We start from the raw sequence: 24,064 nt of genomic DNA, 5'->3' as shown, positions 1-24,064 counted from the left end.
GGAACCCCGGGAAGGGGAACTGCACCGTGAACCGCAAACTGTCCACCGCCGCCGCCGTCACCGCCGCCGTCCTGCTCGGCGGAGCCGGTGTGGCCACCGCCGCCGGACCGGTCACCGGCACCGGAACCGGCACCGGAGCCGCCGGCGTCCCGGCCGCCACCACCATCCACTTCGCCCACCGCGCCACCAGCGCCTCGGTCAGCGGCACGGTCGGCCCCGGCCACGACGACCGCTACGTCTTCGACGCCCGCGCCGGGCAGACCGCCCACCTCCACCTGGCCCGCTCCACCAGCGCCCAGACCTGGACCCTGGTCGGCCCCACCGGCCCAGCCGTCCACGACGCCCACAGCCCCCGCCAGTCCGACTTCACCTACCGCCTGCCCGAAACCGGGCGGTACTACGTCGACATCGTCTCGACCCGCCCCTCCCGCTACCGCCTGGACCTGACCATCCCCACCACCACCAAGCCCAGCACGCCCAGCACCACCAAGCCCAGCACCGGCAAGCCGGACACCGGTGGGACGGTCGTGGCCGAGGCCACGAAGATCACCTTCGCGCCCGGCCGCACCCGCGCCACGGTGACCGCGACGGTCGGCCCCCAGGACCGGGCCGCGTACACCTTCGCCGCCACGAAGGGCCAGCAGGCCCGGATCCAGCTGGCCGGCTCCCCGACGAGCACGTTCACGCTCACCGCCCCCGACGGGTCCCCGCTGCACACCGGCCACAGCCAGAACCAGTCCGACGTCACCCTCACCCTGCCGGTGAGCGGGTCGTACCGGATCGACCTGGCCGACGACGTGCGCACCGGGACCCAGCAGCTCACGCTGAGCATCCCCCGGAACTGACCCGTCACCGGTCCCCGGGCGGGGGGAACCCCACCCGGGGAACCCCGCCCGGGGACGACCCCGGGAAACCCGGGGACGGTCCGGCCAGGCCCTCTCAGGGTCACCTCGGGGACATCCGTCGCGGGCGGGGTCCCGGCACACTGGCGGCGGGCCGCACGCCCGGCCCGCGTGCCCCCTCCGCCGACCCCGGGCCGGACCCGAGGCGCCCGCGCGGGGCCGCACGCACTCCGTGGAGGAACCCGGCATGACGTCCGCGGCGCTCGGCAGCGACCACCCGAACACGTCGGCCTCCCCGTGGGAACCGTTGCGCGCCCGGGCTTTCCGGGCGCTGTGGATCGCCTCGTTCGTCAGCAACGTCGGCGCGTGGATGCAGACGGTGGGCGCGCAGTGGTTCCTGCTGGACCAGCACGCCGGGTCCACGCTCGTGGCTCTCGTGCAGAGCGCGACCAGCCTGCCGGTGTTCCTGCTGACGCTGCCCGCCGGGGTCCTCGCGGAGTTCACCAACCGCCGCCGGATGCTGCTGGCCGTGCAGTCCGTCCAGGTGCTGGTGACCGCGCTGCTGTGCCTGCTGACGTTCGGCGGTCACCTCACCCCGACCGTCCTGCTGCTCATGACGTTCCTGCTCGGGTGCGGTTCGGCGGTGCAGATGCCGGCCTACCAGGCGCTGGTCCCCACCCTCGTGCCCGCGGGGCAGGTCGGGGCGGCGGCCTCGCTGAGTTCCCTGTCCGTGAACCTGGCCCGCGCCGTGGGTCCCGCCGTCGCGGGGCTGCTGGTGAGCCGGCTGGGCGTGGGCGGGTTGTTCGCCCTCAACGGGCTGACGTTCGCCGTCTTCGTCGTGGCGCTGGTCAGCGCACGGGCGGCGCCCGGCACCGGGGTCCGCTCCGGCGCGCACCCGCGGTTCGTGCAGGGTCTGCAGGCGGGCGGGCGGTACGTGCGGCACAGCCCCTTCGTGCGCCGGGCGGTGCTGCGGCTGGTCGTGTTCCTCGTCCCGGCGAACGTGCTGTGGGCGCTGCTGCCGCTGGTGGCCCAGCGCCGCCTGGGGCTGGGGTCGGCCGGGTACGGCCTGCTGCTGACCGCCGCCGGGGCCGGGGCGGTGGTCGGGGCGCTGCTGATGCCCCGGCTGGCGCGGGCCCTGGACCCGACCGCGCGCCTGGTGTGGTCCGGGGCGGTGTTCGGGGTGGGGATGGCGGTGCTGGGGCTGGGCCGTTCGGTGCCGCTGGCGGTGGTGACCCTGCTGCCCGTGGGGACGGCGTGGATCGTGGTGGTCGCCGGGCTGAACTCGGCCGTGCAGGCGTCCCTGCCGCCGTGGGTGCGGGCCCGCGCGCTGTCGATCTACCAGGTGGTCCTGTTCAGCGCGACGGCCGCGAGCGCCGCGGCGTGGGGGCTCGTGGCGCAGCGGTTCGGCCTGCCGCAGGCGTTCTGCGCGGCGGCGGTGCTGCTGGCCGCGGGGTCGGTCAGCGCGCGCTGGTGGCGCCTGCGCGAGCACCCCGCGGACGCGCGGGAGGTCGTCGACTACTGGCCGTCCCTGGAGGTGGGCCCGGTCCCGGCGGGTGCGCCGGGGGAACCGGTGGTCGTGGAGGTCCGCTACGAGGTGGCGCCGGACCGGTGGGCGCAGTTCCTGGCCGCGGCCGGTGCGGTGGAGGAGTCCCGCCGGCGCACGGGTGCCCTGTCCTGGGGGCTGTACCGCTGCGTGGACGAACCGGGTGTCCTCCTCGAGCAGTTCACCGTCGCGGACTGGGAGGACCACCTGGCCCAGCACCGCGAGCGCCTGACGCGCAGCGACCGGCAGGACCAGGAGCGGTTGCGCGCGCTGGCGTCCCGCGTCGACCCGGCGCGCCACCTCGTGCACGTGCCCGTGCGCTGACCGGTCCTGCCCCGGGCCCGGTCCCCCGCCCCGTGACGACGCGGATCGTCAACAGGGGTTGACGCGCGGCCGATCGTCAATGAAAGTTGACCCGTGAGCGGACCGACCGACCAGGAGCTGCTGGTCACGCGCAGCACCGATCCCGACCCCGCGGTGGGCCTGCGGGCCGTCGCGGCCCTGCGCCGCCTCGCCGACCGGCTGGAGGACCTCCAGGTCGCCCGGGCCCGCCGGCTGGGCTGGTCCTGGGCCGAGATCGCCGAGGCGCTGGGGGTCAGCAAGCAGGCCGTCCACAAGAAGCACTCCCGCCGGATCTGACGACGCCAGGAGGACACCGTGTTCGAACGCTTCACCCAGCCCGCGCGCTCCGCCGTGACCGCCGCCCAGGACGAGGCCCGCGCCCTCGGGCACGAGCGCATCGGCGACGCGCACGTCCTGCTGGGGCTCCTGGTGACCCCCGGCCTGGCGCAGCGCCTCCTGGCCGAGGCGGGGGCGGACCTGGCCAGGGTCCGCGAGCTCGTCCGCGCACCGGCCGACGAGACCGAGGCGTTGCGCAGCCTGGGCATCGACCTCGAGGAGGTGCGGCGGCGGGCCGAGGAGTCCTTCGGTCCGGGGGCCCTGGAGCGCGGCCCGCGCCGCCGCCGGCTGTTCGGCCGGGGCGCGCCGTCGACGCACGTCCCCTTCGACCGCAGCGGCAAGAAGGTGCTGGAGGACTCCCTGCGGGCCGCTCTGTCGTTGCGCCACAAGACCATCGGGACCGAGCACCTGCTGCTGGCGATCCTGGGGCGCCCTGAGGGCGCGGCGGCGGGGGTGCTGCGGGCGGCGGGGGTGGATTTGGACCGGGAGACCGCCACCGAGCGGGTGCTGCGGGAGGTCCGCCGCTCGGCGTGACGCGCGGGGGTTGACGTGGCGCGGTTGTGAGTGTTCACTCACACACATGACAGCCACGAGGCCGATCACCGAGGCGCAGCGAGCGCTCGCGGTGACGAGGGCGGCGCGGGTCTCCGCCCGCGCCGGGTGCCACGCGACCCCCGTGACGGCCGGCCTCGACGACGCCCCGGAGCCCTGGGCCCGCACCCGGCCCGGGGCACCGGCCACTCCCGGCCCACCCCCGCGGTGCGCGCTCCCGCGTGCCCGCAGTTGTGACTGACCAAACACACACACCAGGAGGAACCGTGCTCACCACCCAGGTCGTCCTGCCCGGCACCGTCGAACCCGAGGGCCTGCTCGTGCAGCGGACCGAACTGCCCGACCCCGGCCCCGGGCAGGCCCTCGTCGCCGTGGAGGCCAGCGGCGTCTCCTTCGCCGAGCAGCAGATGCGGCGCGGGAAGTACTACGACCAGCCCGCCTTCCCGTTCGTCCCCGGCTACGACCTCGTCGGCACCGTCGTGCGCGTGGGCCCGGGGACCCCCGGCGACCTCGTCGGCCACCGGGTCGCGGCCGTGACGAAGACCGGCGGGTGGGCCGCCCACGCCCTCGTCGACGCCGGCGACCTCGTGCCCGTGCCCGACGGCGTCGACCCCGCCGAGGCCGCCACGCTCGTCGTGAACGGCCTCACGGCCTGGTCGATGCTGCACCGCAGCGCGCGGGTCCGCGCCGGGCAGACGGTCCTCGTCCACGGCGCCAACGGCGGCGTGGGGACCGTCCTGGCGCAGCTGGCCGTCCTCGCCGGGGCCCGCGTCCTGGGGACCGCCTCCCCCCGGCACCACGACGCGCTGCGGGAGCTCGGGGTGGAACCCGTCGACTACCGCGGCGACGTCGAGGCGCAGGTCCGGGAACTGGCCCCCGACGGGGTCGACGCCGTGTTCGACCACGTCGGCGGCGAGGTGCTCGGCGTCTCCCACCGGCTGCTGCGCCGCGGCGGGACCCTCGTCTCCTACGGCACCGCCGCCACCCGCGACGTCGCCGGGAACCCCACCCTGCCCGTCCTGGAACTCCTCGTGCGCCTGCAGTGGTGGGACCTGCGCCCCGGCGGGCACCGCGCGACGTTCTTCAACGTGTGGGCCGGCCGGCGGAACCGCGCGCGGTTCCAGGCCCGGGTCCGCGAGGACCTCGGCCAGGTGCTCGCCCTGCTGGCGCAGGGCCGGATCCGCACCCACGTGGCCGCGACGTTCCCGCTGGAGCGGGCCGCCGAGGCGCTGCGCCTGGCGGAGTCGAGGACCGTCGTGGGCAAGGTCGTCCTGCTGCCCGCCGGGACGCCGGACGGCGGGACTACTTCTGCACGAACGGCAGGAGGACGGAGTTGACCTCCTCGGCGTGGGTCCACAGCATCCCGTGCGGGGCGCCGTCGACCTCGTGGTACTCCGCGTCGGGCAGCGCGGCGTGGAACGGGCGGCCCGTCGCCTCGACGGGCAGGATCCGGTCACCCGTGCCGTGGACGATGAGCGCGGGCTTGCCGCTGGCGCGCACGGCCTCGACGTCGGCGGTGAAGTCCTCGATCCAGGACGGGACGACGGCGTAGGCGGCGACCGGGGCGCTGCCGGTGGCGGTGTTCCAGCTGGCCGTCACGGCCTCCTGCGAGATCCGCTTCCCGAGGTTCTCGTCGAGGTTGTAGAAGTTCGCGTAGAACTCGGTGAACCAGGCGAACCGGTCGGCCCTGGCGCTCGCGGCGATGCCGTCGAACAGCGCCGGGTCGACGCCCTGGCCCAGCATCCCCGGTTCGAGGGAGGCCAGGAACGCGAACTTGGCGATGCGCTCGGTGCCGAACAGCTTGGCGTAGCGGGCCAGTTCGCCGGTGCCCATGGAGAACCCGACGAGGACGACGTCGGTCAGGTCCAGCGTGGTGAGGACGGCGTTCAGGTCGGCCGCGAAGGTGTCGTAGTCGTAGCCCGTCTCGACCTTGGACGAGCGGCCGAAGCCGCGGCGGTCGTACGTGATCGTGCGGTAGCCGGCGGCGCGCAGCTCGCGCGTCTGGCGCTCCCAGGACGAGCCGTCGAGGGGGTAGCCGTGGATGAGGACGACCGGCTGCCCGGTGCCGTGGTCCTCGTAGTACAGCTCGACGGGGGTCGAGTTCTCCTGACCGACGGTGATGTGGCCCATGGTTCCGCTCCCTCGCTCCGAGCCGGAGAACGGGCGTTCTCTGGCGATGGGCAGTACAGTAGAGAACGTTGGTTCTCACCGCAAGACCCGGAGGAAGAGATGTCGGCGACGGACGTGCGACCGGACCGTGAACGGATCGTCGAGGCCGCCGACCGCCTCTTCAACGCCCGCGGCGTGCAGGCCGTCGGCATGGACGCGGTCCGCGCGGCCTCCGGTGTCCCCCTCAAGCGCCTCTACGCCGCGTTCTCCTCCAAGGACGACCTCGTCCTGGCCGTCCTGCGCCGGCGCGAGGGGACGTGGGGGGAGGGCATCGCCGCCACGGCCGCCGGCGCGACCGGGGCCCGGGAACGGCTGCTGGCGGTCTACGACTTCCTCGACGCCTGGTTCCGCAGCGACGACTTCCGCGGCTGCGGGTTCATCAACACCTACGGCGAGCTGGGCGGGGTCTCCCCCGAGGTCGCCGACGCCGTCCGCACCCAGAAGCTGTCGTTCCAGCGGTACGTCGCCGCGCTCGTCGACGAGCTGGGCGCGCCGCCGGCGCTGGCGGCGCAGCTGGCCCTGCTGGCCGAGGGCGCCCAGACGACCGCGGCCATCGACGGGCGGCCCGACGCCGCCGCGCAGGCCCGCGCGGCGGCGGAGGTCCTCATCGACGCGGCGCTGCGCCCGCCCCGGTGACCCCGGTGACCCCGGTGACCCCGGTGCGGCGGCTCAGCCGACCAGCACCGGGGCGTTCAGCACCCAGTGCGCGACGCGCCGCAGGCTGGCGTCGAACCGCGGGCCGGGCTCGTTGAGGTGACCGTGCTCGGTCCCCGGCTCGCAGACGGAGAGCACGGGGGTCCCCGCGAGCACGAGCCGGCGGGCGAACTCGTCGGCGGACCCGCGCAACCCGTCGGCCTCGCTCGTCAGGACGAAGGTGGGCGGGAAACCCGTCAGGTCCGCCGTCCCGGGGACCGCCGCCGCGGGCGCCTCCCCCGCGTCCGGACCGAGGAAACCCCGGTACATGGCGGCCACGTCGGCCGGCGACCACCGCTGCTCCGGGGGCAGGGACGCGACCGCGCGCGCCGCCGCCGGGGAGTCCTGCGGGGGCACGGCGTGCAGGGTGGGGTAGGCCAGGAACACCGCGCGCGGGACGTCACCGCCGTCGGCCAGCAGCCGCAGGACGGCACCGGCGACGAGGTTCCCGCCGGCGCTGGCCCCGCCGAGCTGGACGCGGTCGGGGGCGACCCCGGCGGCCAGCGCCAGGTCGCGGCCCCACGCCCAGGCGGCCAGGACGTCGTCGGAGGGCACGGGGTAGTGCGTTCCGGGCCCGGCGAGCCGGTACCCGACGGCGACGACGAGGACCCCGTCCTCCTGCAACCGCTTCGCGACGGCGTCGGACTCGGGCATGTCGAGGTCGCCGGCGGCGAACCCCCCGCCGTGGACCCAGACGAGCGCCGCGGCGGGGGTCCCGGCGGGTTCGTAGACGCGCACGTCGACGGCGCCGTGCGGCCCGGGGGCCGTGTCGTTCCTGGGGTCAGCGGTGACGGTCACGGTCGGCACGCTACCCCGGCCGCCGACCCCCGACGATCCACGTCCCGATGTACCGTCGGGGGGTGATCGCGACGCACGCCCAGGTCCTCGCCCGCTTCGGGCACGCCCTGTCGGACCCCACGCGGTCGCGGCTGCTGCTGGCGCTGCGCGAGGCCCCCGGCTACCCCGCCGAGCTCGCCGACCTGCTCGGCGTCTCCCGGCAGTCCCTGTCCAACCACCTGTCGTGCCTGCGCGGCTGCGGCCTCGTCGCCGCCGTGCCGCAGGGCCGGCGCGTCCGCTACGAGATCGCCGACGCCCGGATGAGCCACGCCCTCGGCGACCTGCTCGGCGTCGTGCTGGCCGTCAACGAGGACCTGTGCGCCGACGGGGCCGCCTCGTGAGCCACGGCCACGGGCACGGGCACGACGCCCGGCAGAACCGCCGCCGCCTCGCCGCCGCCCTGGCCGTCACCGGGACCGTCCTGGTCGTCGAGGCCGTCGGCGCCGCCGTCTCCGGTTCCCTGGCCCTGCTGGCCGACGCCGGCCACGTCCTCACCGACGTCGCCGGGCTCGTCCTCGCCCTGCTCGCCGCGACGCTCGCGGCCCGGCCCGCGTCGGCTCAGCGCACCTGGGGCTACCGGCGGGCCGAGGTCCTCGCCGCCACCGCGCAGGCCGCCGCGCTGCTCGCCATCGGCGTCTTCGTCCTCGTCGAGGGCGTCCAGCGGCTCGCCCGCCCGCCCGAGGTCCACTCCGGGGCGATGGTCGTCTTCGGCGTCGTCGGCCTCCTCGGCAACCTCCTCGCGCTGTGGCTGCTGCTGCGCGGCAGCGGGGAGGCGAACGTGAACGTCCGCGCCGCCGTCCTGGAGGTCGTGAACGACGCGCTGGGGTCCGTGGCCGTCCTGGTGGCCGCCACCGTCATCGCCCTCACCGGCTGGACCCGCGCCGACGCCGTCGTGTCGCTGCTCATCGGCGTCCTCATCGTGCCCCGCACCCTGAAGCTGCTGCGCGAGACGACGTCCGTGCTGCTGGAGTCCACACCCCCCGGGCTGGACCTGGAGGACGTGCGGCGGCACCTGCTGGAGCTGCCCCACGTCCACGCCGTCCACGACCTGCACGCCAGCCTCATCACCTCCGGGCTGCCCGTGCTGTCGGCGCACGTCGTCCTGGACGAGTCGTGCTTCCGCGACGGGCACGCCCCGGAGATCCTCGACCGGCTCCAGGCGTGCGTGGCCGAGCACTTCCCCGTCGCCGTCGAGCACGCCACGTTCCAGCTCGAGCCCGTCGGGCACGCCGGGCACGAGACCTCCACCCACGACTGACCGCGGGCGGCCGCTCAGACCAGCGCCGCCGCCAGCTCCCGGAACGCGGCCCGGGGGAAGTCCCCGCGCCCGCCGAGCACCTGCACCGCGACCTCGTCGGCGCCCGCCTCGACGTGCCGGCGCACCCCGGCCGCGACCCGCTCCTGCGGGCCCCAGGGCACCAGCGCGTCGACGAGGCGGTCGCTGCCGCCGTGCAGCAGGTCGTCGTCGCCCCAGCCCAGGCGGCGCAGGTTGTTCGTGTAGTTCGGCAGCTGCAGGTAGGTCGCCAGGTGCTCGCGGGCCGTGGCGCGCGCGCCGGCGGCGTCGGCGTCCAGGACGACGGCGACCTCGGGCGCCAGCCACGACCCCTCCCCCAGCGCCTCGCGCGCCAGCGCCGTGTGCTCGGGCGTCACGAAGTAGGGGTGGGCGCCGAGGGTGCGCTCACGGGCCAGCTCCAGCATCCGGGGCCCCAGCGCGGCCAGGACGAGACGCTCGCGCGGGACCCGCCCGCCGAGCGCGTCGAGGTAGTCCACCGTCCGCGAGTACGGCTTGTCGTACCGGCCCCCCCGGCCCTCGACCGCCGGGGCGTGGGAGTTGCCCAGCCCCAGCAGGAACCGGCCCGGGTGCGCGGCCTCCAGCTCCGCGAACGCGCGCGCCGACTGCTCCGGCGTCGCGGTCCAGATGCTGACGATCCCGCTGGCCACCCCGAGCGTGCGCGTCGCGGCGAGCAGCTCGCCGAAGGCTGGCAGGACCCCGTCGCCGAACCCGCCGGAGAACCACAACCGGTGGAACCCCAGCTCCTCCAGCTCGGCCGCCACCTCCCGGGCCTCCGCGGCCCGTGCCGGGTCCTGCCACGGGCCGCCGCCCCACAAGCTGATCAAGGGTTCGCTCACGACCGCGGCAACCCCGCCCCGCGGGGAGGTGTTCCCCACCTGTCCACCCCCGACGCACCTGTTCGGCCGAATGAGTCCGGTCGCCGTCCCGTCGAAGACTCCGTGGTCGGGCGGTCGAGGAACGAGCGGAACGAGGGGGCCGATGTCCAAGCGGGACACCGCGGTGCTCGGGGTGCTGGTCGCCCTGAGCGTCGTCGTCGGTCTCCTGCCCGGGACGGCGGGCAGCCGCACCGCCGACGGCGCGGCGCTGCTGGTGCACCTGGGGGCCTTCGCGGTCGCCGCCCGCGGCGTCCGCCGGCACCGCCCCGCGCTGCGGCGGGCGTGGGCCGCCGTGCTCACCGTCGTCGGCACCGGCCTCGCCGGGAGCCTGGCGCTGACCGCCACCGGGACGGCGCCGGTGGCCCGCTGGAGCGTCGTGGCCGTCCAGGTCGCCGCCCTGGCCCTCGTCCCGTTCGTCGTGCGCACCCTGCGCCGCCCCGCGGGGCAGGTCCGCGCGACGTGGCCGGACGTGCTGCTGACGGTGGGCGCGGGCGCCCTCCTCGTCGTGCAGGCGCTGGGGATGCTGCGCACCGCCGGGCTCGTCGAGGACCCGGCCGTCGCGGTGGGGACGGGCGCCGACATCGTCCTGGTCATCGTGCTGCTGCGGATCTTCGCCACCCGGCACGGCATGGCCCCGGCCACCGCCCTGGTGCTGCTGGCCGGCGGGGGGCTGCTGGCCGTCTCCGCGCTGGTCACCGCCCGCGCCGACCTGCTGACCGGCGGCCGGGCCCTGCTGCAGGGCGGGCAGTGCCTGGCCGTCGTCGCGCTGGCCGCCGCCGCGGCCCACCCGAGCATGCGGCACTTCGGCAGCCCCTACGCCGGCGGGAACCTGCGCGGGGAGGGGCAGCGGCTGCTCAGCGTCCTGCCCGTCTTCTGCGCCGTGCCCGTCCTGTGGCTGCTGGGCGTGCTGGGCGTCCTGCCCGACGTCGCCGTCGCCGTCGTGGCCCCCAGCGGCTACGTCCTGGCCTGCGCGGGGGTGGCGCTGGCCGCCCTGGCCGTGCGCCGCGCCGAGCGCAGCGCCGACCGCGACCCGCTGACCGACCTCGTCAACCGCCGCGGCCTGCCCGGCGCCGCCCACGCGCTGCGGCAGCGGCTGCGCGGTGAGGACCTGCACCTGTGCCTGGTCGACCTCGACGACTTCAAGCAGATCAACGACACCCGCGGTCACGCCGTGGGCGACGCCCTGCTCGTGGAGGTGGCCACCCGGCTGCGGGGCGCCGTCGGGACCCACGGGGTGGTCTCGCGCACCGGCGGCGACGAGTTCATCGTCGTGGTGTGGACGCCCCCGCACGACGAGGAGGGCCCCGCGGACCTGCTGCTGACGGCGCTGGACACCCCGTTCGAGTTCAGCGGCCTGCCGTACCAGGTCAGCGCCAGCATCGGCATCGCCCCGCTGCGCGACGGCGTCGCCTTCGACGAGGCCCTCGTGGACGCCGACATCGCCATGTACGCCGCCAAGCAGGCCGGCAAGGGCCGCGCCCAGGTCTACCGGCCGCAGCTGCGCGAGAAGGTCCTCGGCGCCCTGGTGATGCAGCAGGAGCTGCGCCACCTGCTGCTGCAGGACGGCCGCCCCGAGGACGTGGGCGAGCTGGTCGTCCTGCACCAGCCGATCGTGGCGCTCGACGGGCCGCAGGACGGCGACCACCCGCGGGTCGTCGGCGTCGAGGCCCTCGTCCGCTGGCACCACCCCCGCGCCGGGCTGGTCACGCCGGACGAGTTCCTGCCCCAGGTCGAGGCCGCCGGCCTGGGCGCCCGGCTCGACGAGCACGTCGCCTCCCGCGCCGTGGCCGACCTGGCGCACTGGGACTCCCTGGGCCTGGGCGGGCTGCACCTGGCGGTGAACCTCGGCGTCGGGAGCCTGCACCGGCACGGCATGAGCCGGTGGATCAGCGACCTCGCCGCCCGGCACGGGATCCGCCCCGGGCGCATCCACCTGGAGATCACCGAGCACGAGGAACTGCCCGACGACCCCCGCATCGCGGCGTCGCTGCGCGAGGTCGTCGCCGCCGGTTTCCGCCTCGACCTCGACGACTTCGGCATCGGCTACACGTCCCTGTCGTACATGCGCCGGTTCCCCGTCTCGACCGTGAAGCTCGACCGGTCCCTCACGGCGCTGGCCACCGGCGGCGACAGCTCGCTGCTCGACGGGATCGCGGCCCTGTGCCGGGCCATGGACGTGGGGATCCTCGCCGAGGGCGTCGAGCGCGCCGAGCAGGTCGCGCCGCTGCGGGCCCTGGGGGTGCACCGCGCGCAGGGGCACTGGTTCGGGACGCCCATGGGCGCCGCGGACGTCCCCGGGTACCTGCGGCGGGTGGGGCACGCCGGGGACGACACCCGGCACGACGAGGCGCTCACGCGCTGAGCCGGGCGTGAGGGATCCCACACCCCCGGTGGCACCCGGCGTCCCCGCGGCGCGTCAGACTCGGGGTGCAGACCACCAGGAGGAGACCCCCATGACGTCCGGGCCGCTCGCCGCCCGCTGGTTCCGAGTCATCGCGACGTTCGAGGCGATCTCGTGGACCGCGCTGCTCATCGCCATGTTCCTGAAGTGGGTCGTGCACGCCCCCCACGAGGGCGGCGTCCCCGTCGTGGGCATGGTCCACGGCATCGGTTTCGTCGTCTACCTGGTCTCGACGGTCTGGGCCGGCCTCGCCCTGCGCTGGAGCCCGGGGAACGTCCTGGCGGGCCTGGCCGCGGGGGTCCCGCCGTTCGGGACGGTCGTCTTCGAGCGCTGGATGCTGCGCCGGGGCGGGCTCACCACGCGATCTGCTCGAAGCTCCTCCGCAGCCGCCTCCCCTTCGCGGGGTTGACCGACTCCACGCGCGCCACCCGGGCCAGCAGGTGCGCCCGGAAGTCCCGGTGGCCCTCCCGGTCCTGGCTCGTGGGCCCGTGCCGCACGCAGTTGTGCAGGACGGCCTTGAGCCGGTCGAACTCCTCGCGGGGGACGTTCGGGCGCTCGTTGACGACCAGCCCCGTCACGACCTGGCGGGAACCGGCACCCCGCACCCGCGTCTTCGCCGGGTTCAGCGTGAACCCCTCGTCGGCGACGACCGCGCGGACCGCGCGGTGCAGGCGCACCGGGTCCAGGCCCGTCGTGGAGGAGAACGTCAGGTCGTCGGCGTAGCGGGTGAACGTCGCGCCCAGGACCCGCGCCAGCCCGTCGAGGCGGGCGTCCAGGCCCCGCGCGCACAGGTTCGCCAGCGCCGGCGAGGTCGGGGCACCCTGCGGCAGGTGGGCGTGGGACAGGTTGCGCCGCAACCGGTGCCGGGCCTCCGCGGAACCTCCGTCGGGCATCGCCCGCAGGTCCCGCAGCGGGGTCACGTGCGTCACGAGCCCGGTCAGCAGGTGCGCGACGGGTTCGGGGTACCCCGTGGACCGGAACGTCCCGTGGACGCGCGCCGCCGGCACGGAGGCGAAGAAACCCTCCAGGTCGAACCGCACGACGGTCCGGGCCAGCACGTGGTCCCAGGCCCCGGTCACCGGGGAGCGCCCGGGCACGAAACCGTGCGCGGCGTCGTGCACGGGGAAGCGGTCGAGGACCTCGTGCAGCACCTTGCGCTGCACGGCCTTCAACCGCGGCTTGGGCGCCTCCAGCAGCCGCGGCGCACCGCGCTTGGCGACCCAGCGGGCCCGGTAGTGGTGCAGCGCCGAACCGCCCGCGCGGACCTGGAAGCGGTGGACGTCGGCGAACCAGTCCAGCTGCGCGGGGTCGAGGCCGCAGAACGCGGCCAGGTCGTCGACGGTGTCCAGCGGCGGGACCGAGAACCGGTTGCGCCCCATCCGGGTCGTGCCCGTCGCCAGGTGCGCCACCCGCAGCGGCCGGCCCGCCCGGCGCGCCGCGTCGCGGGCCCCGGCGTAGGCGGGCGAACCGGCGACGGCGGCGCGCAGCTCGCGCGGGGCGTCCAGCGGCGGGGTGCCGAACCGCCCGGTCACCTCCCCCGCCAGCCGCGCGACCCACCGCGCCCGCGGCACCCCCACGGCCTCGCGGGCGCGGGCCGTCAGGGCGTCCGCCGTCCACGGGCCGTCGAGGAACGCCGCCGCGAGCGCCGCGGCGACCGCGTCGGGTTCAGCCACGCGTGCGGTGGGGCCGGGCGACCTGTCCCGCGGTGCGGGATCCGCAGTGCGCGCAGCGCACGGTCGATCCTGCGGCGTGGTGCCGAACGTGTCGTGCTGCCCCCGGGGTGACCCCGGAGCTGCCGCCCCACCGCCGGTGCACCGGCGCCGGGAGGGCCCTCTCGCACCGGCTCCACCGCACGGGCCCACGATCACACACCGGCCCCGGCGCTGTCAGCAGGTCCCGGGGCCCCCTCCCGGGGGCCGCGGGACTCGTGCCGGTGCGGCCGGGGTGGGTGGGCGGCACGATGGCGGCGTGCTGCTCGCCGACGTCGTCGCCACCTCCGCCGCCGTGGCCGCCACCCGCGCCCGGACCGCCAAGGTCGCCGCCCTGGCCGCCCTGCTGGGCCGCCTGGACCCCGCCGACACCGAGCTGACCGCGGTCGTCGCCGCCCACCTCGCCGGCGGGCTGCGGCAGCGCCGCACGGGGCTGGGGTGGCGCTCGCTGACGGAGCTCCCCGTCCCGGCCACCACCCCGTCGCTGACGGTCCTCGACGTCGACGCGCGGTTCGAGGCGATCGCCGCCCTGGCGGGCGCGGGGTCGCGCGGCCGGCGCGAGGCCGCCGTGGGGGACCTGTTCGCGGCCGCCACGGCGCAGGAGCAGCGGTGGCTGCGGGGCGTGGTCACCGGTGAGCTGCGCCAGGGCGCGCTGGACGCCCTCGTGCAGGACGCCGCGGCCCGGGTCGCCGGCGTCCCCGCCGAGGACGTGCGGCGGGCGGCGATGCTGGCCGGCTCCACGGTCGAGGCCGTCGTCGCCGCGCTGCGCGGCGGCGCGGCGGAGCTGGCCGGGTTCGGGCTGCGGGTGGGGCGGCCCGTGCTGCCCATGCTCGCCGCGAGCGCGACGACCGTCGCCGAGGCCGTCGCGGGGTTCGCGGGCCCGGTCGCGGTGGACACCAAGCTCGACGGCGTCCGCGTCCAGGTGCACCGGCGCGGCGGGGAGGTGCGCATCGCCACCCGCACCCTGGAGGACGTCACGGCGCGGCTGCCCGAGGTGGTGCAGGTCGTCGCGCAGCTGCCCGGCGGGGACCTCGTGCTCGACGGCGAGGCGCTCGTCCTGGACGCGGCGGGCCGGCCGCAGCCGTTCCAGGACACCGCGTCCCGGACCGCGCAGGCCACGGGCGCGGCCGTGGCCCCGTTCTTCTTCGACGTCCTGCACGCCGACGGGACGGACCTGCTGGACACCGCGCTGCGCGAGCGCCTGGAGGTGCTGGACGCCCTGGTGCCCGAGCGCCACCGCGTCCCGCGCCTGGTCACCGCCGACCCGGCGCGCGCCACGGCCTTCGCCGAGGACGCCGTGGCCGGGGGCCACGAGGGGGTCGTCGTGAAGGACCTGGCCTCGCCGTACGCGGCGGGCCGCCGGGGTGGGGCGTGGGTGAAGGTGAAACCGGTCCACACGCTGGACCTGGTGGTGCTCGCGGTGGAGCGCGGGTCGGGCCGGCGCAGCGGGTGGCTGTCGAACGTCCACCTCGGGGCCCGCGACCCCGACGGCGGGGGCTTCGTCATGCTGGGCAAGACGTTCAAGGGCATGACCGACGAGGTGCTGGAGTGGCAGACGCGGCGGTTCCGGGAGCTGCAGGTCGCCGACGACGGCCACGTCGTGACCGTCCGCCCCGAGCAGGTCGTCGAGGTGGCCTTCGACGGGGTGCAGCGCTCGCCGCGCTACCCCGGCGGCGTGGCCCTGCGGTTCGCGCGCGTGGTGCGCTACCGGGAGGACAAGACCGCCGGGGAGGCGGACACGATCGGGACGGTCAGAGGTAGCGGGTCGGGTCGAAGTCGGCCAGCGGGATGATGCGGACGCGGGGCAGCACGACGTTGAACGCGCGGACGTCGTCCTCGAGGTCGAAGACCTTCAGCCCGCGCTCGGCCAGCGGCGCGTACTGCGAGTTCATGAACTCGCGGAAACCGACCATGCCGACGAGGCGGTCCCCCGTGAGCAGTCGCTCCACCTGGGGCAGGAAGTCGACGTCGTGGGAGCCGAGGAGGACGTCGCCGTCGCGGTCGACGAGGGCGTCCAGCGTGCGCTGGATGCCGATGTCGACGACCTTCTCCCCCGGGCCCCCCGCGAGCGGGATGGGCTGGTAGCCGATGGCCAGCAGCGCCGAGACGAACGACATCGGCAGGTGACCGCTGGAGGCGTTGAGGAAGAACAGGCCCTTGGCCTGCTGCTGGAACGTGTCGCGGGCGAACTTCAGCAGCCGTTCCCAGCGCGGTCGCTGCTCGGGGCCGGGGCGGCCGTCGAGGATCGACGCGCCCAGCGTCGCGTCGAGGTTCTCGCCGTCGACGACGACGTACGTCGTGCGTTGTCCACCAGTCACCACCACCCCTGGAGGCTATGCCATCACGGGCGCCTCAAGTCGACCCCCCGAGCACCCGATCCACCAGCATGACCGCTCGCCCGGCCGTCCGCGCCGTCGACCTCGGCACCACCGCGCTCCAGGAGACGCTGACCTCGCTCGTCGCCGAGCGCGAGGCGATCTTCGTGGTCGACTCCGCGACCGGCGCGGTCCTGCACGCCGACCCGCGCGCGGCCGAGCTGTGCGGCACGACCCTGGAGGGACTGAGCGGGCGCACGCTGTCCGACCTGTTCACGGCCCCCGGTGACGGTGACGTCGCCGAGCTGCTCGGTGACCGCGCCCAGCCGCTGGAGGTGCTGGTCGGCGCCGCCGAGGCCGAGCGCTGGGCCCGTTGCTCCTCCCGCCGCGTCGACGGCACCACCGCCACCCTCGTCCTGGCCGCCGACGTCACCGCGGCCCGCGCCGAGCTGTACGACCTGCGCAGCAAGAACCGCGCCGTCGAGCGCGTGCAGGCCGTCGTGGAGTTCTCCCCCGACGGCACCGTGCTGCGCGCGAACGACAACCTCCTGGAGCTGCTCGGCTACGAGTCCGACGACGTCGTCGGCCAGCACCACCGCATGTTCTGCGACGCGGCCTACGCCGCGAGCAGCGACTACGTCGCGTTCTGGCGCCGGCTGCGCTCGGGCAGCACCGAGGCGGGTGAGTTCACCCGCTACGGCGCGCTCGGCCAGGAGGTCCGGATCCGCGCCACCTACAACCCGGTGTTCGGGGTCGACGGCAAGGTCGTCAAGGTCGTCAAGTACGCCTACGACGTGACCGACGCGGCGCGCCGCGGCGTGGAGCTGGAAGGGCGCGTCGCGGCCATCGACCGGTCGCAGGCCGTCATCGAGTTCGACCTCGAGGGCCACGTCCTGAACGCCAACGAGAACTTCCTCGAGGTGATGGGCTACTCGCTGAGCGAGGTGCAGGGCCAGCACCACCGCCTCTTCGTGGACCCGGTGGACGCGGCGACGCCGGAGTACCAGCGGTTCTGGGAGAAGCTCGCCAAGGGGAACTTCGACGAGGGCACCTACCGGCGCATCACCAAGGACGGCCGGGACATCTTCATCCAGGCCACCTACAACCCGATCCTCGACCCCGAGGGCCGGCCGCTGAAGGTCGTCAAGTACGCCGTGGACGTCACCGGCGGCACCGTCCAGAACGCCGAGTACGCCAGCCGGGTCCAGGCCGTCGACCGCGCGCAGGCCGTCATCGAGTTCGACCTCGAGGGCAACATCCTCGTGGCGAACGACAACTTCCTGCGGACGATGGGCTACTCCCTCAAGGAGCTGCAGGGCCAGCACCACAGCCTGTTCTGCTCCCCGGAGTACCGCGTCTCCGCCGAGTACCGGGACTTCTGGCTGCGGCTGCGCAAGGGCGACTTCATCGCCGGGCGCTTCCACCGGGTCGGCAAGTACGACCGCGACGTGTGGATCCAGGCGACCTACAACCCGATCTTCGACCTGCGCGGCAACCCGTTCAAGGTGGTCAAGTACGCCTACGACGTCACCGCGCAGGCGCAGCTCGAACAGCTCATCACCTGCAAGAGCGGTGAGATGAACGAGACGGTCGCCGAGCTGTCGCACTCGATCGACGAGATCGCGACGAGCGCGGTGCAGGCCCGGGACCTGGCGAACCAGACGCACACCAACGCGCTGTCGGGCTTCGAGGCGCTGAAGAGCTCGATGGCCGCCATCGAGCTGATCCGGCGCTCCTCGGGCTCCATCGCCGAGATCGTGCGCGTCATCACCGAGATCGCGGCCCAGACGAACCTGCTGGCCTTCAACGCCTCCATCGAGGCCGCCCGCGCCGGTGAGCACGGTGTCGGCTTCTCCGTCGTGGCGGGTGAGGTGCGGAAACTGGCCGAGCGCTCCTCCACGGCCGCCGGGCAGATCGCCGAGCTGATCGCCGAGTCCGAGGCGCGCGTCGCCGAGGGCGCCGAGGTGTCCCGGTCCGCGCAGGACGCCTTCGAGAACATCGTCGCCAGCGTCGCCCAGACCTCGGAGTCGATCTCCACCATCGCCGGCGCGACGCAGCTGCAGCAGGACACCTCCGCCGTGGTCCGCGCCCTCATCGGCGACCTCGCCGCCCGGACCAGCGGGGAACCGTGACCCGCGGCTCCACCCGGGTGGGGCTGCTGCGGGTGCAGGACGCCCTGGTCGCCCTGCCCGTGGACGTCCTGCGCGAGGTCGTCCCGCTCCCCGAGCGCTTCGACGCGCTGCCCACGGACGCACCCGGGCTGGTCGGGGCGCTGCTGCTGCGCGACTCCGTGCTGCCGGTCCTCGACCTCGGCGCCCTCTGCGGCCGCCCGTCCGGTGACGGCCCCGGCGCGCCGATGGGTGTCGTCGTGCTCGTCCACGAGGGACGGGCGCTGGGGCTGCTCGTCGACGGCGTCCACGACGTCGTCGACCTCGACACCGCCGCGCTGCAACCGGTCGCGGACCCCGGGTCGCGGTTGTTCACGGCCACGTTCGCGCGGCCGGGCACCGGTGAGATCGGCAGCCTGCTCGACCCCGCCGCCGTCCTGGGCCACCCCGGGGTCCTGGCCACGACGGCCGGCGAGCTCGGCGGCACGGTGTTCGCGGCCGACGGCGGCGACACCGGTTCGACGCAGGACCCCGCCCACCTCGTCGTCCGGTGCACACCGGCCTCCGGTGTGCCGCTGCTGCTGGCCGTCGACGTGGCCGACGTCCAGACGACGCTGCCCGCCCTCACCCCGCGCCCCTCACCGCTGTCCTCGGCGCTGTGCCTGGGCGTCACCGACCACGGCGACGTCCGGTTGCCCGTGGTCGACCCCCTGGTGGTCCTCGGTCTCCCGCCGGCGGACCCGTCCCGGGCGTGGCAGGTCCTGCTGGTGCGCTCCGAGCACGGGCTGCTGGCGCTCGCGTTCGACGAGGCCCTCGACATCGTGCGGGTCTCCCCGAGGGCCTGGTCCTCCCCCGCGCCCGGTTCCGGCCGGGCCGGCGGCGCCGTGCGCGCGGTGGCGCGCCTGCCGCACGGGCACACGCTCGTGCTCGACGTGGCGGCCGTGCTGGCCGACCCGGAGATCAGCGCGCTGACCTCGCTCAACACGTCCGTGCGGGCGGCGACGACGGGTGGCGGCGCCGACGTCCCGCTGCACGACCCCGTCGTGGTCTTCAGCGCCCGCGGCACCCTGACGACGCCGCTGGCCCAGGTCGACGGCGTGGTCCCCTTCCCCCCCGACCCGGTGCCCTGGGTCGGGGGCCGCTCGGACCTGGGCGCCCTCGTCACCGAGCACGACGTCGTCCCGCTGGTGGACCTGGCCGAGCACCTCGGCCGGGGCCGGCTGGAGGACCCCCGCCGCGGGGTCGTCCTGCTCGTGCGGCCCCCCGCGCCCGACCCCGACGCCGAGCCGCGCCGGCTCGGGTTCGTGGTCGAGGGTCTGTCCGACATCGAGCGCCCCGTCTGGCGCGAGGACCTCGGCGAGGCCGCCGCGGAGGAACGCGCGCCGCTGGTGCGGACCGGTTCGGCGACCGGGCCCCTGCTGCCGTGCGTCGACGTGCACGGCCTCGCCGGACGGTTGCTCCACCCCACCACCACCGGCACCGCCGCGCGCCGGCCGTAGGACCGGAACGGTGGCGGCCCCCTGCCGGGGGGCACGCTTGTGGCACGCTGTCAGGCGTGACCGAGCAGCCGGTGGAGACCCCCGCCCCCCGACGTGGGAGGCCGCCCGCCTCCTCCCGCGAAGAGATCGAGACCGTCGCGATCGACTTGTTCCTGCGCAAGGGTTTCGAGGACACGACCCTCGCCGAGATCACCGCGGCGGCCGGGGTGAGCAAGACGAGCTTCTTCCGGTACTTCCCCTCCAAGGGCTCCATCATCTGGTGGCGCTTCGACGAGTTCACGGCCGGCTTCGCCGAGCTGCTCGAAGCCGCCGTGGGCGCCGAGGGCGCGACGCTGGACCTGGTGCGAGGCTGCATCATCGGGGCGCTGGAGCGGGTCATCGACCCCGAGGGCCTGTGGATGCAACGGTTCAGGGTCCTGGAGGGGTCCACCGAGCTGCGCTCGGAGGAGTCGGAGCAGTGGATCGCCTGGTCCGAGCACGTGGCGTCCTTCGTCGCCCGCCGGCACGGGTTCGCGACCGGTGACGTGGCGCCGCAGGGCATCGCCGGCGGGGTGCACGGGGCGTACGTGGCGATGCTGCGGCGCTGGCTGGACGTGGAGAACCCGACGGCCGCGCTGCTGCCCGAGCTGGACCGGGAGCTGCAGCCGCTGTGCCGGGTCCTGCAGAGCTGGCTGGACGAGGAACCCGTGGCCTGAGGACCCGGTCGCGGCGGGGCCGGCGGCCTGACAGGCTCCCGCCGTGACGGACGACGACCGCGGGCACGGCCCCGGGGACGGCCCCGGGGCCGGCTACGAGCAGGTGTGGCTGGACGACTTCCGGTCCGGCCGGAACACCGACTGGTGGTCGGCCTACCACGGCGACCCGAAGGGGCTGGCCGGCACCGCGCGGTGGAACCGCGCGAACCTCGTCGCCGACCCCTCGGGCACCGGTTCCCTGCGGTTCGAGACGACGATCGGCCCCGACGGCGTCGTGGAGTCCGCCGGGACGTCGAGCGCGCGGGCGCTGGACGCCGTCCCCGCCCTGCGCCGGCCCTACGGCACGTGGGGGTTCCGGTACCGCGTCGACGCCGACGACGGTTCCGTCGGTCACGTCGTCCTGCTGTACCGCAAGGGGGGCGGCTGGCCGCCGGAGATCGACGTCGTCGAGGACGGCGGCGGCGACCGGCAGTCGGTCGCCGCGACGATCCACTGGCGCGACCCGCGCCTGCCGCCGGCCCGGCAGCACCAGCAGCGCCGCCTCGGTGTCCTGCGGGCCGACTTCACCACCTGGCAGACCGTGTGGCTCACCCTCGGACCGCGCCTCGTGCGCGTCGAGGTCGCGGGCCAGTCGGTCGAGTGGGACGGCGTCCGCGCGAACGGCGTGGACGACTCCGCGCTCGTCTTCCCGTCGGAGCCGCTGTGGCTGGGCGTCCAGACGCACCGCAAGCGCGGCACCCCCGTCCCGGCGACCCTGCCGACCCTGGAGGTCGACTGGGTCGGGAAGTGGGTCCCGCGGGCTCCGTGACCACGGCCGTGACCACGGCCGTGACCGGGGACCGGCGGCCCCTGCGCCGTCCGGGGGTGCCGCTGCCCGCCGCGGACCCGGCACCCGCATCCTGGACCCGTGGGCGTCAGCATCTTCGAGGGCCATCCCGACGACCTGTGGGGCGGGCACGACTGGGAGCACTGGTGGTCCTGCCTGCGGCCGGCGCAGCGCGAGCAGCTCCTCGACCTCGCGTGGGGCGACGAGCCGGTGCCCCTGGTCGGGGAACGGCTGACCCGGCTGCGCGGCGCGACGTACCCGCAGGTCGAGGAGACCCGGTACAACGGCCGCCACGGGACGTTCACCCGCCACCTCGCCACCGACGACTTCCTCGTCTTCCTCCAGGAGAAGCGCAACGAACCCGACCGGCTGCGTTAGGCCGGGGCCCTCAGCCGCCCCGGGTGAGCAGGACCGCGACCTCCACGTGGTTGGTCTGCGGGAACATGTCCAGCACCCGTCCCCGCACGGCCCGCAGCGACGGCATGGCCCGCAGGTCCTGCGCGAGGGTGTCGGGGTTGCAGCTGGAGTAGACGACGTGCCGGACGCCGCTGTCCTCCAGCCAGCCGGCCAGTTCGGGGCCGATGCCCCGCCGCGGCGGGTTCACCACGACGAGTTCGGGCACCTCGGTGGACTCGCGCGCGAAGCGGGTCGCGTCGCCGGCCTCGAACCGCACGTCGGGCAGGTCGCGGGCGGCGTGACGTGCGCTCTCGACGGCTTCGGCGCTGACCTCGATCCCGGTGACGCGGCGGCCGGGGGCGGCGCAGTGGAGGGCGAAACCCCCGACGCCGCAGTACAGGTCCCACACGCTGGCCGGGGCGACCTCGTCGACCCACCGGGCGACCTGGGCGTAGAGCTGCCCGGCGACGTGGGAGTTCGTCTGGAAGAAGCTCTGCGGGCGCAGGTCCAGGGTGAGGCCGCCCAGGGGCATCGCGAGGGTGGTCCGCTCGGTGAGGGGGACGTCGACGTCACCCTCGACGACGGCCTTGTGCTCGGGCAGCAGGTTGGCCGTGACGACGGCGATGCGGGGCGCGCGGGCGAGCAGGGCGGGCAGGTGCTCGCGCAGCCGGTCCAGCGGTCCCCGCGAGCGCAGGACGAACCGCACCATCAGCTCACCGGTCGGGGACTCGGTGACGAGGACGTGCTTGAGCTCACCGCGGCGGCGCGGGACGTCGTACGGGGGGATCCCGGCGCGCGTGACGAACCAGGCGAGGGCGGGCAGGACGTCGCGGACGCCGGGGGCGATCACGGCGCACCCGCGCAGGTCAACCCCGCGCCCGCAGGCGTCGAGGATCCCGAGGGTGGGGGCGGCGGCGGTGCCCCCGACGACCATCTTGGCCTTGTTCCGGTAGCCGCTCTCGGGGCTGCGGACGGTGGGCAGCCACTCCAGGCCGGGGTGGTCCGAGAGCAGTTCGGCGCAGCGGTCCTCCTTGCTGCGCACCTGGTCGGGGTAGGGGACCTCGATCAGGGTGCACGACCGGCACGCGTGGGCGTCGAAGTAGGAGCACTGCATGGCCCCTCCATCTTCTCAGAGGTCGCGGGCGCAGCAGATCGACAGTTCCTGCCCGGCGTAGGGGCCGAAGTTCTCGATGCGCTCGTAGCCCTCGCGCAGGTAGAACCGCAGGGCCTCGGGCTGCAGGGTGCCGGTCTCCAGCAGCAGCCGCCGGACGCCCAGCGCCCGCGCCTCGGCCTCGACGGCGCGCAGGACGAGGGTGGCGACGCCGCTGCCGCGCCGGGCGGGCTCGACGTACATGCGCTTGACCTCGGCCGTCGTGGCGTCGAGGGGGCGCAGCCCGCCGCAGGCGACGGCCCGGCCGGTGCCGTCGCGGGCCAGGAGGAACACGGGGACGTCGGCCGCGCTGGGCGGGGTGCCGGGTTCGTGGTCGTCGGTGCCGTAGCGGGCGTCGAGCTCGGCGCGCTGGGCGGCGCGCAGCCGGTCGCCGTCGGGGTCGTCCCAGGGCACGCGCGCCACGGTGAAGCTCTTTTCCATCACGGACGTTACGGTAACATCCGTCACGGAAAGGGGGTTCGGATGCCCAGGACGCGCGACGTGGAGGCCCAGCGCGAGCAGCTCTCGGCCGCGGTGTGGGCCGTGCTGGCCCGCGACGGGCTGCCGGGCCTGACGCTGCGCGCCGTCGCCGAGCGCGCCGGCTGCACCACCGGTCTCGTGCTGCACGCCTTCGCCGACAAGCGGACCCTGCTGCGGCACGCCCGCGAGCTCCTGCACCGCCGGACCGGGCAGCGCGCCGACGCCCTGGAGGACGCTGCGGAGGGGTCGGGCCAGGACCCGTGGGAGACCCTGCGCGCCGTGCTGCACGCCGCCCTGTCCCTGACGGAGGACGAGCGCGAGGAGGGGCGCGTGTGGGTGGGGTTCCTGGCCGCCGCCGTGCCCGACCCTGAGCTGCGCGCCGTCCACGTGGCCCACCACCGCGCGTTCCTGGACCGCCTCGAACGCCTCGTGGGGCGGTGCCTGCCGCGGTCCTCGGCCGCCGGGCGCACCCAGCTCGCCGTGACCCTCGCCGCGCAGGTGGAGGGGCTGAACGCCCTGGCCGCCGCCGACCCCGAGGTCTACACCGCCGGCCGGCAACGGGCCGCCGTCGACCGGTTGCTCGACGGCCTACGCTGACGACGTGGACGCCAAGCTCGAACTCGTGCCCGTCCCGGTGAGCGACGTCGACCGCGCGAAGGCGTTCTACGTCGACCGACTCGGTTTCCACGCCGACGTCGACGTCCAGCCGGCCCCGGGGGTCCGGGTGGTCCAGGTCACCCCGCCCGGGTCGGCCTGCTCGATCGGTTTCGGCTCGGGCCTGGACGTCTACGGCGCCCCGCCCGGTTCGGTCCGCGGGCTGCACCTGGTGGTCGAGGACGTCGAGGCCGCCCGCGCCGAGCTCGTCGGCCGCGGGGTCGACGTCGGCCCGGTCGTCGACGTCGGCGGCGGGGTCCTGCACGCGGGGTTCTGCGACCCCGACGGGAACTCCCTGACCCTGCAGCAGGTGCCGTGGCGCACGGGCGGGGCGTTCTGACCCGTCCG

25 protein-coding genes are annotated in these 24,064 nt (G+C 75.5%); 18 read left to right on the top strand and 7 right to left on the bottom strand.

Translation table 11 applies throughout. The annotated features are described in order from the left end of the window. Positions 1-26: 26 nt before the first annotated feature. From BJ968_RS12785 to BJ968_RS12765, 5 genes are all read left to right on the top strand, one after another. The gene (locus BJ968_RS12785; protein ID WP_179752394.1) at positions 27-845 is read left to right on the top strand and encodes a peptidase; all 819 of its coding nucleotides are present in this window, start codon (positions 27-29) and stop codon (positions 843-845) included. 244 nt (positions 846-1,089) lie between these two features. Continuing rightward, positions 1,090-2,709: an MFS transporter gene (locus BJ968_RS12780; RefSeq protein ID WP_179752392.1), complete on the top strand. Its 1,620-nt coding sequence runs from the start codon at positions 1,090-1,092 to the stop codon at positions 2,707-2,709. 93 nt (positions 2,710-2,802) lie between these two features. Next, on the top strand, positions 2,803-3,024 hold the full coding sequence (locus BJ968_RS12775) for a helix-turn-helix domain-containing protein (protein WP_343077998.1): 222 nt from the start codon (positions 2,803-2,805) through the stop codon (positions 3,022-3,024). A gap of 18 nt (positions 3,025-3,042) precedes the next feature. After that, positions 3,043-3,597 (top strand): Clp protease N-terminal domain-containing protein, encoded by a 555-nt coding sequence (locus BJ968_RS26650; RefSeq protein WP_179752390.1) that lies wholly within the window; start codon positions 3,043-3,045, stop codon positions 3,595-3,597. A gap of 284 nt (positions 3,598-3,881) precedes the next feature. Continuing rightward, positions 3,882-4,952: a zinc-binding dehydrogenase gene (locus tag BJ968_RS12765; RefSeq protein ID WP_179752388.1), complete on the top strand. Its 1,071-nt coding sequence runs from the start codon at positions 3,882-3,884 to the stop codon at positions 4,950-4,952. On the opposite strand, the gene BJ968_RS12760 is transcribed toward BJ968_RS12765, so the two are convergent. After that, positions 4,918-5,745 carry an alpha/beta fold hydrolase gene (locus tag BJ968_RS12760; protein WP_179752386.1) on the bottom strand — a complete coding sequence of 276 codons (828 nt, stop codon included), beginning with the start codon at positions 5,743-5,745 and terminating at the stop codon, positions 4,918-4,920. The two genes, BJ968_RS12765 and BJ968_RS12760, sit on opposite strands and share 35 nt — an antisense overlap. A 99-nt stretch (positions 5,746-5,844) precedes the next feature. Between BJ968_RS12760 and BJ968_RS12755 the strand changes: the two genes are divergently transcribed. Beyond that, on the top strand, positions 5,845-6,420 hold the full coding sequence (locus BJ968_RS12755; RefSeq protein WP_179752384.1) for a TetR/AcrR family transcriptional regulator: 576 nt from the start codon (positions 5,845-5,847) through the stop codon (positions 6,418-6,420). Between the two features lie 33 nt (positions 6,421-6,453). On the opposite strand, the gene BJ968_RS12750 is transcribed toward BJ968_RS12755, so the two are convergent. After that, entirely contained in the window at positions 6,454-7,275 is an 822-nt protein-coding gene (locus BJ968_RS12750; protein ID WP_179752381.1) for an alpha/beta hydrolase fold domain-containing protein, read from the bottom strand. Positions 7,276-7,322: 47 nt separating this feature from the next. Between BJ968_RS12750 and BJ968_RS12745 the strand changes: the two genes are divergently transcribed. Next, a complete protein-coding gene (locus BJ968_RS12745) occupies positions 7,323-7,655 on the top strand; it encodes an ArsR/SmtB family transcription factor (protein WP_179752379.1) in 333 nt (110 codons plus the stop codon). Next, a complete protein-coding gene (locus BJ968_RS12740; RefSeq protein ID WP_179752377.1) occupies positions 7,652-8,572 on the top strand; it encodes a cation diffusion facilitator family transporter in 921 nt (306 codons plus the stop codon). Before BJ968_RS12745 ends, BJ968_RS12740 begins: the two co-directional genes overlap by 4 nt. Before the next feature lie 14 nt (positions 8,573-8,586). Here the strand turns inward: BJ968_RS12740 and BJ968_RS24630 are convergent, their stop codons facing one another. Beyond that, a complete protein-coding gene (locus tag BJ968_RS24630; protein WP_343077997.1) occupies positions 8,587-9,444 on the bottom strand; it encodes a TIGR03620 family F420-dependent LLM class oxidoreductase in 858 nt (285 codons plus the stop codon). A 142-nt stretch (positions 9,445-9,586) separates the two neighbouring features. Between BJ968_RS24630 and BJ968_RS12730 the strand changes: the two genes are divergently transcribed. Together BJ968_RS12730 and BJ968_RS12725 are read left to right on the top strand one after the other, a co-directional pair. Then, positions 9,587-11,845: a putative bifunctional diguanylate cyclase/phosphodiesterase gene (locus BJ968_RS12730; RefSeq protein WP_246314110.1), complete on the top strand. Its 2,259-nt coding sequence runs from the start codon at positions 9,587-9,589 to the stop codon at positions 11,843-11,845. 91 nt (positions 11,846-11,936) lie between these two features. Then, positions 11,937-12,293 carry a DUF3817 domain-containing protein gene (locus BJ968_RS12725; protein WP_179752371.1) on the top strand — a complete coding sequence of 119 codons (357 nt, stop codon included), beginning with the start codon at positions 11,937-11,939 and terminating at the stop codon, positions 12,291-12,293. On the opposite strand, the gene BJ968_RS12720 is transcribed toward BJ968_RS12725, so the two are convergent. Further along, positions 12,238-13,557 carry a reverse transcriptase domain-containing protein gene (locus tag BJ968_RS12720; protein ID WP_179752369.1) on the bottom strand — a complete coding sequence of 440 codons (1,320 nt, stop codon included), beginning with the start codon at positions 13,555-13,557 and terminating at the stop codon, positions 12,238-12,240. The two genes, BJ968_RS12725 and BJ968_RS12720, sit on opposite strands and share 56 nt — an antisense overlap. A 295-nt stretch (positions 13,558-13,852) precedes the next feature. On the opposite strand from BJ968_RS12720, the gene BJ968_RS12715 reads away from it, so the two are divergent. Continuing rightward, positions 13,853-15,385 carry an ATP-dependent DNA ligase gene (locus BJ968_RS12715; RefSeq protein WP_179752367.1) on the top strand — a complete coding sequence of 511 codons (1,533 nt, stop codon included), beginning with the start codon at positions 13,853-13,855 and terminating at the stop codon, positions 15,383-15,385. Here the strand turns inward: BJ968_RS12715 and BJ968_RS12710 are convergent. After that, positions 15,345-15,911 carry an NYN domain-containing protein gene (locus BJ968_RS12710; protein ID WP_343077996.1) on the bottom strand — a complete coding sequence of 189 codons (567 nt, stop codon included), beginning with the start codon at positions 15,909-15,911 and terminating at the stop codon, positions 15,345-15,347. The two genes, BJ968_RS12715 and BJ968_RS12710, sit on opposite strands and share 41 nt — an antisense overlap. Before the next feature lie 68 nt (positions 15,912-15,979). Here BJ968_RS12710 and BJ968_RS12705 point away from each other — a divergent pair, with 68 nt between their 5' ends. The 5 genes from BJ968_RS12705 to BJ968_RS12685 all read left to right on the top strand — a co-directional run bounded on the left by BJ968_RS12705 (position 15,980) and on the right by BJ968_RS12685 (position 21,414). Further along, the gene (locus BJ968_RS12705; RefSeq protein WP_179752363.1) at positions 15,980-18,040 is read left to right on the top strand and encodes a PAS domain S-box protein; all 2,061 of its coding nucleotides are present in this window, start codon (positions 15,980-15,982) and stop codon (positions 18,038-18,040) included. Next, a complete protein-coding gene (locus tag BJ968_RS12700) occupies positions 18,037-19,515 on the top strand; it encodes a chemotaxis protein CheW (protein WP_179752361.1) in 1,479 nt (492 codons plus the stop codon). The genes BJ968_RS12705 and BJ968_RS12700 overlap by 4 nt, the downstream gene beginning before the upstream one ends. 56 nt (positions 19,516-19,571) lie before the next feature. Continuing rightward, positions 19,572-20,210 (top strand): acyl-CoA-like ligand-binding transcription factor, encoded by a 639-nt coding sequence (locus BJ968_RS12695; protein WP_179752359.1) that lies wholly within the window; start codon positions 19,572-19,574, stop codon positions 20,208-20,210. Positions 20,211-20,253: 43 nt separating this feature from the next. Continuing rightward, on the top strand, positions 20,254-21,018 hold the full coding sequence (locus tag BJ968_RS12690; RefSeq protein WP_179752357.1) for a hypothetical protein: 765 nt from the start codon (positions 20,254-20,256) through the stop codon (positions 21,016-21,018). A 99-nt stretch (positions 21,019-21,117) separates the two neighbouring features. Continuing rightward, complete coding sequence (locus BJ968_RS12685; RefSeq protein WP_179752355.1) at positions 21,118-21,414, top strand: hypothetical protein; 297 nt, start codon at positions 21,118-21,120, stop codon at positions 21,412-21,414. Positions 21,415-21,424: 10 nt separating this feature from the next. On the opposite strand, the gene rlmC is transcribed toward BJ968_RS12685, so the two are convergent. Both rlmC and BJ968_RS12675 read right to left on the bottom strand, forming a co-directional pair. Then, positions 21,425-22,546, bottom strand: a complete 1,122-nt coding sequence (rlmC, locus tag BJ968_RS12680) for a 23S rRNA (uracil(747)-C(5))-methyltransferase RlmC (RefSeq protein WP_179752353.1) — start codon at positions 22,544-22,546, stop codon at positions 21,425-21,427. A 15-nt stretch (positions 22,547-22,561) separates the two neighbouring features. Further along, positions 22,562-23,023: a GNAT family N-acetyltransferase gene (locus BJ968_RS12675; protein ID WP_179756630.1), complete on the bottom strand. Its 462-nt coding sequence runs from the start codon at positions 23,021-23,023 to the stop codon at positions 22,562-22,564. Positions 23,024-23,065: 42 nt separating this feature from the next. Between BJ968_RS12675 and BJ968_RS12670 the strand changes: the two genes are divergently transcribed. Both BJ968_RS12670 and BJ968_RS12665 read left to right on the top strand, forming a co-directional pair. Continuing rightward, positions 23,066-23,659 (top strand): TetR/AcrR family transcriptional regulator, encoded by a 594-nt coding sequence (locus BJ968_RS12670; RefSeq protein WP_179752351.1) that lies wholly within the window; start codon positions 23,066-23,068, stop codon positions 23,657-23,659. 4 nt (positions 23,660-23,663) lie between these two features. Continuing rightward, positions 23,664-24,056 carry a VOC family protein gene (locus tag BJ968_RS12665; protein WP_179752349.1) on the top strand — a complete coding sequence of 131 codons (393 nt, stop codon included), beginning with the start codon at positions 23,664-23,666 and terminating at the stop codon, positions 24,054-24,056. The last annotated feature ends 8 nt before the right edge of the window (positions 24,057-24,064 follow it).

Source organism: Kineococcus aurantiacus (genome assembly GCF_013409345.1).
In the GTDB taxonomy this organism is placed as follows: domain Bacteria; phylum Actinomycetota; class Actinomycetes; order Actinomycetales; family Kineococcaceae; genus Kineococcus; species Kineococcus aurantiacus.
This window is presented reverse-complemented; position numbering and strand designations above follow the sequence as displayed.

What these genes read in the sequence shown, in the direction of transcription:
- rlmC (WP_179752353.1), bottom strand. Translation starts at nt 22,546, where the DNA reads ATGCAGTGCTCCTACTTCGACGCCCACGCGTGCCGGTCGTGCACCCTG.
- BJ968_RS12730 (WP_246314110.1), top strand. Translation starts at nt 9,587, where the DNA reads ATGTCCAAGCGGGACACCGCGGTGCTCGGGGTGCTGGTCGCCCTGAGC.
- BJ968_RS12745 (WP_179752379.1), top strand. Translation starts at nt 7,323, where the DNA reads ATGTACCGTCGGGGGGTGATCGCGACGCACGCCCAGGTCCTCGCCCGC.
- BJ968_RS12755 (WP_179752384.1), top strand. Translation starts at nt 5,845, where the DNA reads ATGTCGGCGACGGACGTGCGACCGGACCGTGAACGGATCGTCGAGGCC.
- BJ968_RS12670 (WP_179752351.1), top strand. Translation starts at nt 23,066, where the DNA reads ATGCCCAGGACGCGCGACGTGGAGGCCCAGCGCGAGCAGCTCTCGGCC.
- BJ968_RS12705 (WP_179752363.1), top strand. Translation starts at nt 15,980, where the DNA reads ATGACCGCTCGCCCGGCCGTCCGCGCCGTCGACCTCGGCACCACCGCG.
- BJ968_RS12725 (WP_179752371.1), top strand. Translation starts at nt 11,937, where the DNA reads ATGACGTCCGGGCCGCTCGCCGCCCGCTGGTTCCGAGTCATCGCGACG.
- BJ968_RS12780 (WP_179752392.1), top strand. Translation starts at nt 1,090, where the DNA reads ATGACGTCCGCGGCGCTCGGCAGCGACCACCCGAACACGTCGGCCTCC.
- BJ968_RS12675 (WP_179756630.1), bottom strand. Translation starts at nt 23,023, where the DNA reads ATGGAAAAGAGCTTCACCGTGGCGCGCGTGCCCTGGGACGACCCCGAC.
- BJ968_RS12760 (WP_179752386.1), bottom strand. Translation starts at nt 5,745, where the DNA reads ATGGGCCACATCACCGTCGGTCAGGAGAACTCGACCCCCGTCGAGCTG.